At 71.6% G+C, this 15,419-nt stretch carries 17 protein-coding genes; 12 read left to right on the top strand and 5 right to left on the bottom strand.

The features are described 5' to 3' along the window. Positions 1-111: 111 nt before the first annotated feature. The gene (gene gabT, locus Q0L15_RS10340; RefSeq protein WP_296604144.1) at positions 112-1,464 is read right to left on the bottom strand and encodes a 4-aminobutyrate--2-oxoglutarate transaminase; all 1,353 of its coding nucleotides are present in this window, start codon (positions 1,462-1,464) and stop codon (positions 112-114) included. Between the two features lie 111 nt (positions 1,465-1,575). Between gabT and Q0L15_RS10335 the strand changes: the two genes are divergently transcribed. The 3 genes from Q0L15_RS10335 to ispG are packed head-to-tail and all read left to right on the top strand — an operon-like array spanning position 1,576 to position 5,195. Next, complete coding sequence (locus Q0L15_RS10335; RefSeq protein ID WP_296604142.1) at positions 1,576-2,661, top strand: 1-deoxy-D-xylulose-5-phosphate reductoisomerase; 1,086 nt, start codon at positions 1,576-1,578, stop codon at positions 2,659-2,661. Next, positions 2,658-4,019: an RIP metalloprotease gene (locus tag Q0L15_RS10330; RefSeq protein WP_296604141.1), complete on the top strand. Its 1,362-nt coding sequence runs from the start codon at positions 2,658-2,660 to the stop codon at positions 4,017-4,019. Before Q0L15_RS10335 ends, Q0L15_RS10330 begins: the two co-directional genes overlap by 4 nt. A 24-nt stretch (positions 4,020-4,043) precedes the next feature. After that, positions 4,044-5,195, top strand: coding sequence for a flavodoxin-dependent (E)-4-hydroxy-3-methylbut-2-enyl-diphosphate synthase (gene ispG, locus Q0L15_RS10325; protein ID WP_296604139.1), 1,152 nt, complete (start codon positions 4,044-4,046; stop codon positions 5,193-5,195). Positions 5,196-5,204: 9 nt separating this feature from the next. Here the strand turns inward: ispG and Q0L15_RS10320 are convergent, their stop codons facing one another. After that, positions 5,205-5,807, bottom strand: a complete 603-nt coding sequence (locus tag Q0L15_RS10320) for a hypothetical protein (RefSeq protein WP_296604137.1) — start codon at positions 5,805-5,807, stop codon at positions 5,205-5,207. A 48-nt stretch (positions 5,808-5,855) separates the two neighbouring features. Here Q0L15_RS10320 and Q0L15_RS10315 point away from each other — a divergent pair, with 48 nt between their 5' ends. Next, positions 5,856-6,389 (top strand): hypothetical protein, encoded by a 534-nt coding sequence (locus Q0L15_RS10315; protein ID WP_296604136.1) that lies wholly within the window; start codon positions 5,856-5,858, stop codon positions 6,387-6,389. A gap of 200 nt (positions 6,390-6,589) precedes the next feature. Next, on the top strand, positions 6,590-7,435 hold the full coding sequence (locus Q0L15_RS10310; protein ID WP_296604134.1) for a GNAT family N-acetyltransferase: 846 nt from the start codon (positions 6,590-6,592) through the stop codon (positions 7,433-7,435). 118 nt (positions 7,436-7,553) lie between these two features. On the opposite strand, the gene Q0L15_RS10305 is transcribed toward Q0L15_RS10310, so the two are convergent. Next, the gene (locus Q0L15_RS10305) at positions 7,554-8,513 is read right to left on the bottom strand and encodes a hypothetical protein (RefSeq protein ID WP_296604133.1); all 960 of its coding nucleotides are present in this window, start codon (positions 8,511-8,513) and stop codon (positions 7,554-7,556) included. A 116-nt stretch (positions 8,514-8,629) separates the two neighbouring features. Here Q0L15_RS10305 and Q0L15_RS10300 point away from each other — a divergent pair, with 116 nt between their 5' ends. Both Q0L15_RS10300 and Q0L15_RS10295 read left to right on the top strand, forming a co-directional pair. Continuing rightward, the gene (locus tag Q0L15_RS10300; protein ID WP_296604132.1) at positions 8,630-10,399 is read left to right on the top strand and encodes a proline--tRNA ligase; all 1,770 of its coding nucleotides are present in this window, start codon (positions 8,630-8,632) and stop codon (positions 10,397-10,399) included. Further along, entirely contained in the window at positions 10,396-11,100 is a 705-nt protein-coding gene (locus Q0L15_RS10295) for an HAD family hydrolase (protein ID WP_296604130.1), read from the top strand. Before Q0L15_RS10300 ends, Q0L15_RS10295 begins: the two co-directional genes overlap by 4 nt. A 163-nt stretch (positions 11,101-11,263) precedes the next feature. Here Q0L15_RS10295 and Q0L15_RS10290 read toward each other — a convergent pair whose 3' ends face one another. Both Q0L15_RS10290 and Q0L15_RS10285 read right to left on the bottom strand, forming a co-directional pair. Further along, a complete protein-coding gene (locus Q0L15_RS10290; protein ID WP_296604129.1) occupies positions 11,264-11,695 on the bottom strand; it encodes a DUF4439 domain-containing protein in 432 nt (143 codons plus the stop codon). Continuing rightward, complete coding sequence (locus Q0L15_RS10285; RefSeq protein WP_296604127.1) at positions 11,692-12,168, bottom strand: hypothetical protein; 477 nt, start codon at positions 12,166-12,168, stop codon at positions 11,692-11,694. Before Q0L15_RS10285 ends, Q0L15_RS10290 begins: the two co-directional genes overlap by 4 nt. 73 nt (positions 12,169-12,241) lie before the next feature. Between Q0L15_RS10285 and rimP the strand changes: the two genes are divergently transcribed. From rimP to Q0L15_RS10260, 5 genes are all read left to right on the top strand, one after another. Then, a complete protein-coding gene (rimP, locus tag Q0L15_RS10280; protein WP_296604126.1) occupies positions 12,242-12,796 on the top strand; it encodes a ribosome maturation factor RimP in 555 nt (184 codons plus the stop codon). After that, positions 12,796-13,776 carry a transcription termination factor NusA gene (gene nusA / locus Q0L15_RS10275; RefSeq protein WP_296604124.1) on the top strand — a complete coding sequence of 327 codons (981 nt, stop codon included), beginning with the start codon at positions 12,796-12,798 and terminating at the stop codon, positions 13,774-13,776. Before rimP ends, nusA begins: the two co-directional genes overlap by 1 nt. Further along, the gene (locus Q0L15_RS10270; RefSeq protein WP_296604123.1) at positions 13,776-14,543 is read left to right on the top strand and encodes an acyl-CoA thioester hydrolase/BAAT C-terminal domain-containing protein; all 768 of its coding nucleotides are present in this window, start codon (positions 13,776-13,778) and stop codon (positions 14,541-14,543) included. The genes nusA and Q0L15_RS10270 overlap by 1 nt, the downstream gene beginning before the upstream one ends. A gap of 49 nt (positions 14,544-14,592) precedes the next feature. Further along, positions 14,593-14,925 carry a YlxR family protein gene (locus Q0L15_RS10265; protein ID WP_296604122.1) on the top strand — a complete coding sequence of 111 codons (333 nt, stop codon included), beginning with the start codon at positions 14,593-14,595 and terminating at the stop codon, positions 14,923-14,925. A gap of 136 nt (positions 14,926-15,061) precedes the next feature. Continuing rightward, on the top strand, positions 15,062-15,419 hold a 358-nt coding region (locus Q0L15_RS10260; protein WP_296604121.1), incomplete at its 3' end, for a translation initiation factor IF-2 N-terminal domain-containing protein.

The raw sequence follows: 15,419 nt of genomic DNA, 5'->3' as shown, positions 1-15,419 counted from the left end.
GCCCAAGCCATGGCGGGGAACTGGCTGGGTGCCTTCCTGGGCGTGGTGATCCTGGGGACCGTCGTCTACGCCCGGCTCATCCGTCCGTCCCCGCCGCGGCGCTGAGACTCCTCAAGCCGTCGCCGCGAACGCCTCCGCGACCACGTCGAAGCCCTCCTCGAGCAGGTCGTCGCCGATCGAGAGCGGCGGCAGGAACCGGAACACGTTGCCCCAGGTGCCGCAGGTGAGCGTGACGACGCCGTGCTGGTGGCAGTACGCCGACACCGCGGCCGTGCGCACCGGGTCGGGGTCGGTGGTGCCGGGCGTGCACAGCTCGATCGCCATCATCGCGCCGCGGCCGCGCACCTCGGCGATCACGTCGTGCTCGGCGGCCAGCGCGTCGAGCCGGGCGCGCATCCGGGACCCGAGCTCGCGGGCGCGGGCGTCGAGCCCGCCCTCACGCATCTCCTCGATCGCCCCGAGCGCGGCGGCACAGGCGATCGGGTTGCCGCCGTACGTCCCGCCCAGGCCGCCGACGTGCACGGCGTCCATCAGCTCCGCGCGACCGGTGACAGCCGCGAGCGGGAGGCCGCCGGCGATGCCCTTGGCGGTCGTCACCAGGTCGGGCACGACGCCCTCGTCGTCGCAGGCGAACCAGTCGCCGGTGCGGCAGAAGCCGGACTGGATCTCGTCGGCGACGAGCACGACGTCGTTCGCCGCCGCCCAGGCCGCGAGCGCCGGGAGGAAGCCGGGTGCCGGGACGACGAAGCCGCCCTCGCCCTGGATCGGCTCGATCACGATGCAGGCCAGGTTGGTGGCGCCGACCTGCTTGTCGATGACGTCGATCGCCCGGGCGGCCGCCTCGGCGCCGCTCAGCCCGTCGCGCAGCGGGTAGGACATCGGCGCGCGGTAGACCTCGCCCGCGAACGGGCCGAAGCCGTGCTTGTAGGGCATGTTCTTGGCCGTCATGGCCATCGTGAGGTTCGTGCGGCCGTGGTAGGCGTGGTCGAACACGACGACCGCGTCCTTGCCGGTCGCGGCGCGGGCGATCTTGACGGCGTTCTCGACCGCCTCGGCGCCGGAGTTGAACAGCGCGCTCTTCTTCGCGTGGTCCCCGGGGGTGAGTGAGGCGAGCTCGGCGCACACGTCCACGTAGCCGTCGTACGGCGTGATCATGAAGCAGGTGTGCGTGAACGCGTCGACCTGCGCGTGCACGTTGCGCGCGACCGCCGGCGCGGCGTTGCCGACCGTCGTCACCGCGATCCCCGAGCCGAGGTCGATCAGCGAGTTGCCGTCGACGTCGACGAGCACGCCGCCGCCCGCCGCCTCGATGAACACGGGGAGCGTCGTACCGACCCCGTCGGCGACGTGGGCGCGCTTGCGCTCCAGGCGCTCCAACGAGCGCGGGCCGGGGATCTCCGTGACGAGGCGGCGCTCCTGGGGGAGCGTGGGTCCACCGACGGCGGCGACAGCAGATTCGGTCATGGTGAGGAGGCTAGTCCGACGGGTTCCGTTCCCGCGAGGGGGTACGGCTGCCGATTTCCGCAGCGAGGCTGTCGATTCAACGCGGGCCCCTCGGTGCGGGAGACTGGACGGGTGAGAGACGTCGTCATCCTCGGCAGCACCGGCTCCATCGGCACCCAGGCGCTGGAGATCGTGCGCGCCAACCCCGACCGGTTCCGGGTGGTCGGGCTGACCGCCGGCGGGTCGAACCCGGACATGTTCGCGGCCCAGGTCGAGGAGTTCGCTCCGGCGTACTCCGGACTGGGGGAGGGGGCGAGTGTCGAGGCCGCCACGCGACCCTGCGACGTCGTCCTGAACGGCATCACCGGCGCCGTCGGCCTGCGCCCCACCCTGGCCGCCCTCGACGCGGGCAACACGCTGGCGCTGGCCAACAAGGAGTCGCTGATCATGGGCGGCCCGCTCGTGCTCGAGCGTGCGAAGCCCGGCCAGATCGTGCCGGTCGACTCCGAGCACAGCGCGATCGCGCAGTGCCTGCGGGGCGGAGGCCCTGCGGAGGTACGCCGGCTCGTGCTCACCGCGAGCGGCGGCCCGTTCCGCGGGCGCAGCCGCGACGAGCTCGCCGAGGTGACGGTCGAGCAGGCGCTCGCCCACCCCACCTGGGACATGGGTCCCGTGGTGACGATCAACTCCGCGACGCTGGTCAACAAGGGCCTCGAGGTGATCGAGGCGCACCTGCTCTTCGGCATCCCCTTCGACCGCATCGAGGTCGTCGTGCACCCCACGAGCGTCGTGCACTCGATGGTGGAGTTCGTCGACGGCTCGACGCTGGTCCAGGCGAGCCCGCCGACCATGCTGATCCCGATCGCGCTCGGGATGTCCTGGCCCGACCGGGTGCCCGACGCCGCGCCGCCGGTCGACTGGACCCGGCCGGAGACCTGGCAGTTCTTCCCCCTCGACGACGAGGCGTTCCCCGCCGTGTCGCTCGCCCGGGCGGCGGGCGAGCGTGGTGGCACCGCGCCGGCCGTCTACAACGCCGCCAACGAGGAGTGCGTCGACGCGTTCAGGCGCGGGGCGCTGCCGTTCATCGAGATCGTGCCGACGGTTCAGGCCGTTCTCAGTCGCCACGACGTACCCTCGGAGGTGACGATCGAGGACATCCTCGCCGCCGACGACTGGGCACGTTCCTGTGCCCGTGAGCTGATCGAAGGGACCCGATGACCGCCCTGTTCTACCTGTTGGGCGTGGTGATCTTCGTGGTCGCCATCCTGGCCTCGATCGGCCTGCACGAGCTCGGCCACATGATCCCCGCCAAGAAGTTCGGCGGGAAGGTCACCCAGTACTTCATCGGCTTCGGCCCGACCGTGTGGAGCAAGCGCGTCGGCGAGACCGAGTACGGCGTCAAGGCGATCCCGCTCGGCGGCTACGTGAAGATCGTCGGCATGCTGCCGCCGGGCGCTGCCCAGCTGGCCGACGAGGTGACCGAGGACGCTGAGGGCAACCAGGTCGTCCGCGTCCGCAAGTCCAACACCGGCATGTTCACCCAGCTGATCTCCGACGCCCGGGCGGCGGAGTGGGAGACGATCAGGCCCGAGGACGGCGACCGGCTCTTCTACAAGATGACGTGGTGGAAGAAGGTCGTCGTGATGGCCGGCGGGCCGACGGTGAACCTCCTCATCGCCTTCTTCATCTTCTGGGGCATCTTCGGCCTGTACGGCGTCCGCACCGCCGAGCCCGACGCGGGTGCGCCGGTGATCGACGCGGTGTCCCAGTGTGTGCTGCCCTACTCGGAGGAGGGGCGCGACTGCGCCGCCTCCGACCCGCTCAGCCCGGCTGCCGAGGCGGGCCTGCGGCCCGGCGACGTGGTCACCTCCTTCAACGGAACCCCGATCACCGGGTGGGACCAGCTGCGCACGCTGATCCGCGGCAACGACGACGGCGAGGCCGTCATCGGCTACGAGCGCGACGGCAAGCAGCTGACGGGCACCACCAGCACGACCGTCGAGGCGCGACCGACCTCCGAGACCGACCAGACCCTGCGCCAGGTGGGCTTCCTCGGCGTCACGCCGACCACCCACGAGGTGATCACCACCGGCGGGCCGATCTACACGCTCGACCAGATGGGGGACATGACCGTCACGACGGTCAAGGCCCTCGGCACGCTGCCGGTCAAGGTCTGGGGCGTCGCCAAGGCCATCGTCGGCGTCCAGGAGCGCTCGATCGACAGCCCCGTGTCGATCGTCGGCGGCGGCCGGATCGCCGGCGAGACGGTCTCCCACCAGGACTTCCCGGTCGTCGAGAAGACCGTCTACCTGCTCGGCCTGATCGCGGGCTTCAACTTCTTCATCGGGATGTTCAACTTCATCCCGCTGCTCCCGCTGGACGGCGGCCACATCGCCGGCGCGCTGTGGGAGGCGGTCCGCCGCGGCTTCGCCCGGCTGCGCGGTCGGCCCGACCCCGGCTACGTCGATGTCGCCAAGCTGCTGCCGATCGCGTACGGCGTCGCCAGCGTGCTGCTGGTCATGGGCGTCGTGCTGATCGTGGGCGACCTCGTCGTACCCCTCCACCTGGAGTCCTAGGCTGCCCGCCATACCATCGACACCATGACTGCGATCAGCCTCGGCATGCCCGAAGCGCCCCCGCCGGTGCTCGCGCCGCGCCGCAAGACCCGCCAGATCCAGGTCGGCAAGGTCGGCGTCGGCAGCGACCACCCGGTGTCGGTGCAGTCGATGACCACGACGCTCACCTCCGACGTCAACGCGACGCTCCAGCAGATCGCCGAGCTGACCGCGACCGGCTGCGACATCGTCCGCGTCGCGTGCCCCAGCCAGGACGACGCCGACGCGCTCCCGGCGATCGCGGCCAAGTCGCAGATCCCGGTGATCGCCGACATCCACTTCCAGCCCAAGTACGTCTTCGCGGCCATCGACGCCGGCTGCGCCGCGGTCCGCGTCAACCCCGGCAACATCCGCAAGTTCGACGACCAGGTCAAGGAGATCGCCAAGGCTGCCAAGGACCGCGGCACCTCGATCCGCATCGGCGTCAACGCGGGCTCGCTCGACAAGCGGCTGCTGGAGAAGTACGGCAAGGCCACGCCCGAGGCGCTCGTCGAGTCCGCGGTGTGGGAGGCCAGCCTCTTCGAGGAGCACGACTTCCACGACTTCAAGATCTCGGTCAAGCACAACGACCCCGTGGTGATGGTGCGCGCCTACGAGCTGCTCGCCGAGCGCGGCGACTGGCCGCTCCACCTCGGCGTCACCGAGGCCGGCCCGGCCTTCCAGGGCACGATCAAGTCGGCCACGGCGTTCGGCGCGCTGCTCTCGCAGGGCATCGGCGACACCATCCGCGTCTCGCTGTCCGCGCCTCCGGTCGAGGAGGTCAAGGTCGGGATCCAGATCCTGCAGTCGCTCAACCTGCGTCCGCGCAAGCTCGAGATCGTGTCCTGCCCCTCGTGCGGCCGCGCCCAGGTCGACGTCTACACGCTCGCCGAGCAGGTGACCGCCGGCCTCGAGGGCATGGAGGTCCCGCTGCGCGTCGCGGTCATGGGCTGCGTCGTCAACGGTCCCGGTGAGGCCCGCGAGGCCGACCTCGGCGTCGCCTCCGGCAACGGCAAGGGCCAGATCTTCGTCAAGGGCGAGGTCATCAAGACCGTCCCCGAGTCGCAGATCGTCGAGACGTTGATCGAGGAGGCCATGCGGATCGCCGAGGGCATGGAGTCCGTCGACGGTGCCGCCGCCCAGGTCACCGTCAGCTGACCTGCACCCTCACTCCTCGTCGAGCTCGGCGTTGCCGATCAGCCGGTAGGGCTGACGCATCCGCTGGATGTGCACGCTGCCCTCCTTGACCTCGCGCGCCCGGCGCACGAACGCGCGCACCTGCGAGCGATCCCGGACGTCGACGTCGGTCGCGCCCGCGAGCGCCGGGTCGAGGTCCTCGACGGCGCCGGGCGTCTCCCGACGGATCACCCGGAAGGCCCGCTTCAGTGCGGGGGACAGCTCGCCGTTCAGCTCCTCGTAGTGGCGCCGGTCCTGCACGGCGCGCCGCCGGTCCGACCGGGGGTCGAACGCGTACAGCGCGTACTGGAAGTGCTCGAGCGCGCCCCAGCCCACCCGGTAGTCGTCGATCACGGGCCCGCAGTCGTCGGCGGTGGCGGTGGCGATGCGGTCGTGGGCGCGGTGGTACGTCGCCGCCCACCGGCCGTTGAGCGCCCGCACCGGCCCACCGGGGTTGCCATTCTCGCTGTGCAGCTGCACCAGGTCGCCCCACTCCTGGCGGCAGGCGGCGTCGGGATCGCCGGCCTCGCCGGCGTACGCCGGACCCATGGCGAGGACGGGCAGGAGCGCGAGGGCGGTGAACGATCGGCGCATCTGTCCACGATAGGCGCGCCGACCGCGTTCGCGGCCTAGTGTTTGGCCATGTCTCGGACCCTCCTGCTCGTGGCGCCCGGCCCCGACGACCCGCCGAGCTGGTGCTTCCAGCCCAACCAGGACGGAGAGCTGCCGACGTGCTCGTTCGTCGGCGGCCAGTGGCACCGCTCGTTCGACGGCGGACCGGGCGTGGGGCCGGGGTTCGGCTCGGGTCCCGGCGACGGCGTGCCGGGAGCGTTCGTCGCGCTGTTCGTGCTCGCGCTCGTCGCAGGCCTCGCCGTCACCGTCTGGAAGGTCTCGACCGCTCGTCGCATGGCACGCGACTCGGGGATGAACCCCGACGACGCCACCGTGATGACCATGTTCACCGACGACGGCTTCGAGGCGACCTACCTCGCCGCCAACCTCCGCCAGCCCCAGCAGCAGCCCCAGCACCAGAACCAGCCGCCCCCGACCCCCGCTGCGGGACCGACGACGTCCGCTGCCGAGCGCCTCCGTGAGCTCGACCGGTTGCTCTCGGAAGGCCTGATCACCCAGACCGAGCGCGACGAGCGCCGCCGCGCCATCATCGACGGGATCTGAGCCTGGATCCACCGATTCGCGGCGTCGCGAGCGTCACCAGATGGGTGGGCTGGCAAGGCGTCCGGCGCGAAGGCATACCGGGCGTCTGGTGAGCGTCGGCAACGCAGCCAGCGCGCCCAGATGGTGGCGCGCAGCAGGCGAGAATCGGTGGGTCCAGGCTGAGGCCCGCGCGGGTCCGGGGGAGGACGTAGGCTTCGCCCGTGCTCACGACCCGCCACGGCGTCCGCCCGCTCGGGGCCGCGGACCTCGACGCCTTCCTGGCTCTCGCGCGCCGGCACCCGGTCGTGAACGCGTTCGTCGACTACCGGGCGACCACGACCAACCTCGAGCCGCGGTGGCTAGGCGGCGAGATGTGGGGACGGTTCGAGGACGGCGAGCTCGTCAGCGCCTGCCACGTCGGCGCCAACCTGGTCCCGGTCGAGGCGAGCGCCGACGACGCGGCCGCGTTCGCCGAGAGGGCGCTGGCGCGCAGCCGCACGGTCTCGACGATCGTCGGCCCGCAGGACGCCGTACGCGCGTTCTGGAACGGCGTCGCCGCGAGCTGGGGCCGCCCCCGCGACATCCGCTGGGAGCAGCCCCACCTCGAGATCGCCGGCGCCCCGCTGGTGGCGCCCGACCCGGAGGTCCGGCGCACGGTCCGAGCGGACCTGGCCGAGCTCTACCCCGCATGCGTGGCGATGTACACCGAGGAGGTCGGCATCTCGCCGGAGTACGGCGGGGGGGCCGAGCTCTACCGGGCCCGCGTGCTCCAGCTGGTCAACCGGGGCTGGTCCTTCGCCCGCTTCGACCAGGGCCGCCTGGTCTTCAAGGCCGAGGTCGCCTGCGCCACGCCGTACGCCGCCCAGATCCAGGGTGTCTTCGTCCCGCCCGACCGACGCGGCCAGGGGTTCGCGACCGCGGGGATGGCCGCGGTCGTGGAGATCGTCCGCCGCGAGATCGCCCCGACCGTGTCGCTCTACGTCAACGACTGGAACACCGCCGCGCGGGCCGTCTACGAGCGGGTCGGCTTCCGCGAGACCGCCCGCTTCGCCACCGTCATGTTCTGAGCTGAACCATCCGGCGCCGGCTCCGCGCGCACCTGACACAACTGTCGTCGACGCCGTCGATTCGCGACAGATACGCCAGGTGCGTGCGGCACCGGCCGGCTGCCGGGACCTGACCTGTCTAGTACTGCGGAGCGTCCTCGAGGTCCGAGGCGCGCTCGCACTCGGCGAGCACGCAGCGCACTGTGGCCGACTTGTGCTTGCCGTTGGCGTCGAGGAGCAGCGCGTCGCTCGACTCCCACCGGATCTCGCCGAACCAGCTCGTCGAGTACCTCGCGAGGACCTTGCCGCCGGAGACCCGGCGGACCGTCACCTGGGTCGGGCCGAGGCCGTCGTCGAGGATGCCGACGAGAGCGACCTTGCGGCCGTCGGGTGAGAACTCCACGGCACGCTCCCCGCAGGTGCGCCACAGGACGTCCGTGGGGTCGCTGAGGGTGCTCAGCACGTAGCACCCACCGGCGTACGGGTCGCCGGTGTAGCTGCCGAGACGGTCGGCCGCGATGTCCGCGACGCCGCCGGTCCGACCCACGATCGAACGCACCGTGCCGGACTCGAAGTCCCACCACACGGTCCGCGCGACGGGGGTCCAGCTGGAGAGCACCACGCGGCCGGCGTCGCCGTCGAGGGAGAAGACCCAGTGCTTGAAGATCTTCGAGGCGACCTCCTCGCCGGTGTGCGCGTCGACGACGAGCACCGCTGTCTTCTCCTTGGGGAGCGTGCGCGCCCGGATCAGGTGGTCCCCGTCGTCGGTGAGCAGCAGGTCGGACGCGGTCGTGTGCCGCGTCAGCAGCTCGAGGCTCCCGTCCGGCTCGACCCGGAACGCGCGACCCCGGGAGTAGCCGTCCTTGCCGCTGGTGTGCACGACGTAGCCGTCACCTGACGTGCCGAGCAGGACGACCCGCGGCGCGTCGACCCGGACGCGCGTGTCCCCGTCGACGATCACCCGTCCCTCCATGTGGGGGAGGGCGACGTCCTCGCCGCGCGGCAGCGCTCCGGGGTTGATCTCGGTGGTGGGGACGGAGGCCGAGGCGGGTGCGGCCGCGAGCAGCAGCGCGACACCGGCAAGCAGGAACGACTTCATATCCAGCAGACGCGGAAACCCGGGCGAGGGTTGCAGTCCGCAGCAAGTAGCCTTCTCCGCATGATCGCACCCCACGAAGCCGCTCGCTGCGCTCACGCCTCCGCGGGGGCCCCGCGATGATCATGCGGATGTCGAGCCTGTTCGTGCGGACCCTGCGGGAGGACCCGGCGGACGCCGAGGTGCCGTCGCACCGCCTGCTCGTCCGGGCCGGATACATCCGCCGCGCCGCCCCCGGCATGTACACCTGGCTGCCGCTGGGGCTCAAGGTGCTGCGCAAGATCGAGAACATCATCCGCGAGGAGATGGACGCGATCGGCGCCCAGGAGATGTTGTTCCCTGCGCTGCTCCCGCGCGAGCCCTACGAGGCCACCAACCGGTGGACCGAGTACGGCGACGGCATCTTCCGGCTCAAGGACCGCAAGGGCGCCGACTACCTCCTCGGTCCGACCCACGAGGAGATGTTCACGCTCGTCGTGAAGGACCTGTACTCGTCGTACAAGGACCTGCCGCTCTCGATCTACCAGATCCAGACGAAGTACCGCGACGAGGCGCGGCCCCGCGCCGGCCTGCTGCGCGGGCGCGAGTTCGTGATGAAGGACTCCTACTCCTTCGACGTCGACGACGCCGGCCTCGACGTGAGCTACCAGAAGCACCGCGACGCCTACATCCGGATCTTCGACCGGCTCGGGTTCGAGTACGCCATCGTCGAGGCGATGTCGGGCGCGATGGGCGGCTCGAAGTCCGAGGAGTTCCTCGCCAAGGCCAGCGTCGGTGAGGACACCTACGTCCGCTGCACGCTGTGCGACTACGCCGCGAACGTCGAGGCCGTCCACGCGCCGCCGATGGCGCCCGTGCCGTACGACGACGCGCCCGCCGCCCACGCGGAGCAGACGCCCGGCACGCCCACGATCGAGACGCTGGTGGACCACCTCAACGAGCGGTTCCCCCGCGAGGACCGGCCGTGGACCGCTGCGGACACGCTCAAGAACGTGCTCTTCACCGTCCGGCACCCCGACGGCACGACCGAGGCGCTGGCCGTCGGCCTGCCCGGCGATCGCGAGGTCGACGACAAGCGGCTCGAGGCCCACCTCGGAGAAGGCGTGGACTTCGCGCCGTTCGGCGAGGAGGACTTCGCGGCCCGGCCCACGCTGGCCAAGGGCTACATCGGCCCGGGCGCGCTGGGGGAGAAGAAGCCCGCCGGTGTGCGCTACCTGGTCGATCCGCGGGTCGTCGAGGGCACCCGCTGGGTGACCGGCGCCGACGTCGAGGGCAGCCACGTCATCGACCTCGTGGCCGGCCGCGACTTCTCGGCCGACGGTCTCATCGAGGTCGCCGAGGTGCGTGACGGCGACCCCTGCCCGCGCGGCGACGGGGGAGTGCTGGAGACCGCGCGCGGCATCGAGATGGGCCACATCTTCCAGCTCGGCCGCAAGTACGCCGACGCGCTCGGTCTGCAGGTGCTCGACGAGAACGGCAAGCTCGTCACGGTCACGATGGGCTCCTACGGCATCGGTCCCAGCCGGGCCGTGGCGGCGATCGCGGAAGGCACCCACGACGAGCTCGGCCTCGCCTGGCCGCGCGAGGTCGCCCCGGCCGACGTCCACATCGTCGCGACCGGCAAGGACGAGCACATCTTTGCCGCCGCCGAGCGGATCGCCCACGAGCTCGACAAGCAGGGCATCGAGGTGCTCTACGACGACCGACCCAAGGTGAGCCCCGGCGTGAAGTTCAAGGACGCCGAGCTGATCGGCGTGCCGACGATCGTCGTGGTCGGCAAGGGTCTCGCCGACGGCACGATCGAGGTGAAGGACCGGCGTACCGGCGAGCGCCACGACGTGCCTGCCGACCACCTGGTCGACCGCGTGATCGGCATCGTCCGGGCGTGAGCCGGCTCGATGCCGTCGTCTTCGACTGGGGCGGCACCCTCACCGCCTGGCACGACATCGACTTCCACGCCGAGTCGCTGGCCCTGGCCCAGGCGGTGGTCGACGTCGACCACGAGGTGGAGGTCTCCCAGGCCCGGCTGCACGCCGCCAACCAGGTGATCTGGGGCCGCTCGCGCGACCACCAGCAGAGCGCGACCGTCGCCGACCTGTTCGCGGAGGCCGGTCTCGACCACGAACCCGAGCTGCTCACGGCGTACTACGAGTTCTGGGAGCCGCACACGCTCACCGACCCCGAGGCGGGGCCGCTGTTCGAGCGGCTGCACGACCTCGGCCTGAAGGTGGGCGTGCTCTCCAACACCATCTGGCCGCGTGAGTGGCACGAAGGCTTCTTCCGCCGCGACGGCGTCGACCACCTCATCGATGGTGCGGTCTACACGAGCGAGATCGCGTGGACCAAGCCCTCGCCGCTCGCGTTCCGCGCGGCGATGGACGCGATCGGCGTCGAGGACCCGGCGCGCTGCGTGTACGTCGGCGACCGGCTCTTCGACGACGTCTGGGGTGCCCACAACGCCGGCCTGCGCGCGATCCACATCCCGCTGAGCGCGATCCCGCCCGAGCAGGTCGGGCACACCGAGGGCGAGCCGGATGCCGTGGCGCACCGCCTGGCCGAGATCGGGGACCTTGTCGCAGCCTGGCTCTAGAGCCGCTCTGACCTGCGGTTCTGCACGTTTGTGCAATGCGTAAAGGTGAGGTTCGGATCGCATCGCACACCGGGCGACTCTGTTGCAGACTTTTGCAAGAGCGGTTCCCCCGCCAGTCCCCCCACATCCTCGCGGGGGCCGCTCAACGGGCCATGTCCAGGCCTCAGCGGTCCGCGTACTCGTCTCTTCCGGGGAACATCTCGGGAGTTCCCCGGAAGGCGAGTTCGCGGACCGCTGCTTCGTTCAACGCCCCGATCGCGCTGCGTCGCAGGTCGGCCACGGTGTTCGCCACCACGTACACGGAGGTGCGCGCACAGGCGCGCTCGATCTCCAGGGCCGCGCGCGACACCTGGTCCGGGGTCTCGATCCGGGGCAGCTCGTAGGCCGGCTCCGCGGCGACGGGCTCGGCGTCGAGGTCGAGGATCGCTGTGGTGAGCTGGGCCCGCCGGCCCCGGTGGGCCTCGTAGGCGGTCGCGATCGCCGCCGCCAGCGCCGGGGTCGCCGAGCGGGAGGTCCGCCCGCCCAGCGCGCCGTACAGGTAGACCGCGGCGTGCTCGGCTGCCAGCGCGTCCTGCAGGGCCTCGACCTCGCTCATCGCGACACCGCCTGGGCGAGGGCCTGGGACTGGGCGGCGCTCATCGACGCGAGCAGCGCAGCTAGCGCGCCGCTGCGGGCCTCGACCGCGGCCTCGACCAGCCGGGCCTGCAGCGCCCGCTCGTGACGCCACAGGTCCCGGGCGCGGCCCGGTGTGGCGGGCGACGTCGAGGGTGACGTCGAGGGTGACGTCGGGGGTGAGGCCGAGGAGAGGTCGGTCGCGCCGTCGAGCGCCGCGAGGTGTGCGTCGTGCAGTGCCACGAGGTCGGCAGCGCCGGCGGAGGAGGCCGTCGCCCGGACCCGGGTGAGCTCCTCGACGACGGCGCCGACGAGCGCGACGTCGGGGTCGGGCTCCACGGAGGGCGCAGCGCCGGCCCCGGACGGGGTGTCGCCGTCGTCGCAGCCCGTGAGGACGATCACGCCGGCGCCGAGCGCCAGCGCCGTACGACGGGCGAGGCGGGGACCGGCGGGCACGGCGACGACCCTACCGAGCCCGGCCAGCCGCTATCGTGGTCGCTCGACAACAGCACAAGGAGGTCGCCCACTCGTGAGCAGTGCCAACCAGGACGCCACCCGGGACCAGATCGAGGCAGAGCTCGACGACCCCCTGCGCGCTCTGGGCCTCGACATCGAGGCCGTTGAGATCACCCCCGCCGGCAAGCGCCGGATCCTGCGTGTCGCCGTCGACAAGGACGGTGGGGTCACGCTGGACGAGGTCGCCGAGGCGACCCGCGAGGTCAACCGCGTGCTCGACGGCTCCGAGGTGATGGGCGAGCAGCCGTACACCCTCGAGGTCACCTCACGGGGCGTCGACCGCCCCCTCACCCTGCCCCGCCACTGGCGGCGCAACGCCGGTCGCCTGGTGAAGGTGACCTTCGCCGACGGCCGGTCGGCCACGGGCCGGGTGCTCGAGAGCGACGACGAGCGGGTCGTCCTCGACGTGAGCGGGCGTCGGCAGGACGTCGCCTACGACCAGGTGAAGAAGGCCCTGGTGCAGGTGGAGTTCAACCGGCCCAAGGGCGCCGACGATGCGCTGGACGAGACCGACGAGCTCGAGACCGAGCACGACACCGAGCAGCACACCGAGGCGGGGGAGGCCTGATGGACATCGACATGAGCATCCTGCGCATGCTCGAGCGGGAGAAGGAGATCTCGTTCGACGTGCTCGTGGAGGCGATCGAGCAGGCGCTGCTCACGGCCTACCACAAGTCGCCCGGCGCCCAGGAGCGCGCGCGCGTCGTGCTGGACCGCAAGTCCGGTCACGTCACGGTGCTCGCGTCCGAGCTCGACGACGAGGGCAACCCCGTGGGGGAGTACGACGACACCCCCGCCGACTTCGGCCGGATCGCCGCGACGACCGCCAAGCAGATCATGCTGCAGCGGCTGCGCGACGCCGAGGACGACGTCCGCTTCGGTGAGTTCTCCGGCAAGGAGGGCGACATCATCTCGGGCATCATCCAGCAGGGTCGCAACCCCGACGACGTGATGGTCGACCTCGGCAAGCTCGAGGCGTTGCTGCCGGTGGGCGAGCGCGTGCCGGGCGAGCGCTACTCCCACGGCACCCGCATCAAGTGCCTGGTGGTGTCGGTCCGCAAGGGCATGCGCGGACCGCAGATCACGTTGTCGCGCTCCCACCCCAACCTGGTGAAGAAGCTGTTCGCGCTCGAGGTTCCCGAGATCGCCGACGGCACGGTCGAGATCACCGCCATCGCCCGCGAGGCCGGCCACCGCACCAAGATCGCGGTCCGCTCGACGGTGCCCGGCGTCAACGCCAAGGGCGCCTGCATCGGCCCGATGGGCCAGCGCGTCCGCAACGTGATGTCGGAGCTGCACGGCGAGAAGATCGACATCGTCGACTGGTCGGAGGACCCCGCCGAGATGGTCGCCCACGCGCTGTCGCCGGCGCAGGTCACCTCGGTCGAGATCGTCGACGCGGCGGCCAAGTCCGCGCGCGTCGTCGTGCCCGACTTCCAGCTCTCGCTGGCGATCGGCAAGGAGGGCCAGAACGCCCGCCTCGCCGCCCGCCTCACCGGCTGGCGCATCGACATTCGGTCGGACGAGCAGGGCGTCGACGCCGACTGATGTTCCTGGCAGGCGACGGGCCCACCGGCGTGCTGGTGCTCTCGGGCTCCAGCGGCCGGGTGGAGGAGGATCGCTGCCGGGTGCTGGCCGCGGCCGGAGCAACGGCGGCGTCGTATCGCTGGTTCGACGACGAGATCGACCTCGTGCCGCTCGAGTCGTTCGACGACGCGCTGACGATGCTCCACGAGCGCTGCGACCGGCTCGTCGTCATGGGCACCTCCCGCGGCGCCGAGGCCGCCCTGCTGCTGGGCGCCCGGCACCCCGAGATCGACGCGGTCGTCTCGGTCTCCGGCAGCGGGGTCGTCTGGGCGGGGCTGAGCTCGGACCGTCCGCAGCGCTCGGCCTGGACCAGTGGCGGCGAGCCGCTGCCGTTCGTGCCGTACGACGACTCCTGGGAGCCGGGGCCCGGCGACGACCCGCTGGAGCTGGTCGGCATGTACGAGCAGAGCCTGGAGGCGTACGCCGACCGGGTCCCGGCCGCCCGTGTCCCGGTCGAGCGGATCGCCGGTGAGGTGCTGCTGATCGCCGGCGGCGACGACCGGCTCTGGCCGGGCCTCGACCTTGCCGAGGACGTCCTGCGCCGTCGCGATGCCGCCGGTCTGCCCACGACGATCGTGAGCCACCCCGAGGCCGGACACCGCCTGCTCCTTCCCGGCGAGGAGGTGCCGCCCCCGCCCCGTCTGGTCCACGGCGGCACGCCCGGGGCCGACGCCGAGCTCGGCCGTCGGGCCTGGCCCCACCTGCTGCGGGTCCTCGCGCTCGGCTGAGGGCGTCCCGGTTCGAATCCCCGGCGCGGTAGCGGTAGGGTTGTCGCCAGTGGCGCGTGAACACATCCCCTCTGCATGCCCCGAACCCTCCGGCCTCTCCGGCCCGGTTCGGACGTGCGTCGGGTGCCGGAAGCGGGCCGCCAAGGATGAGTTGGTACGGGTGACCGTCGGCTCGGATGCGCAAGGCCACCCGGCCGTCGTACCCGATCCGGCTGCCACGGCACCTGGACGCGGAGCGCACCTGCACCCCACGTCCGAGTGCTACGAACTCGCGGTGCGTCGCAAGGCGTTCGGCCGGGCCCTCCGGGTCACGACCGGGCTCTCCAGCGCACCGGTGGGGGAGTACGTCGCCGCTATCGACAGCACAGCACCACACCCCTGAATCGACCGACAGAAACTGGAGCAGCAGCTCATGAGCACTCGATGAGTAACTCACGATGAGTTTGCACAACCACTAACGGTCGCAACACACCCCCAGCACTGAACTGGAACCGGGTCTTGCGGCCAGAAGGAGAAGCGTGGCTAAGACCCGAGTTTCAGAACTCGCCAAGAAGTACGGAATTCCGAGCAAGGAAGCCCTCGAGAAGCTGGGTGCCATCGGGGAGTTCGCCAAGACGGCGTCCTCGAGCATCGAGCTGCCTGCCGTCAAGAAGTTCGAGGACACCTACGGTGCCGAGCTGCTCGGTCGGATGAAGTCCGCCGACGCGCCGGCCCCGTCCTCGGACGAGAAGCCGGCTCCCGCCAAGAAGGCCGCCGCGCCCCAGGCCCCGGAGGCCGAGGCCCCCGCGGCGCAGGCTCCGGCCGCCCCCGCTCCGGCTGCCCCGGCTCCCGCGGCTCCGGCTCCCGCCGCTCCCGCGGAGGCGCCGGCCGCCAAGC

Source organism: Nocardioides sp., assembly GCF_024509035.1.
Classification (GTDB): Bacteria; Actinomycetota; Actinomycetes; order Propionibacteriales; family Nocardioidaceae; genus Nocardioides.
Note: the sequence above shows the minus strand (reverse complement) of the source record. Positions and strands in the feature narration are given on the sequence as shown.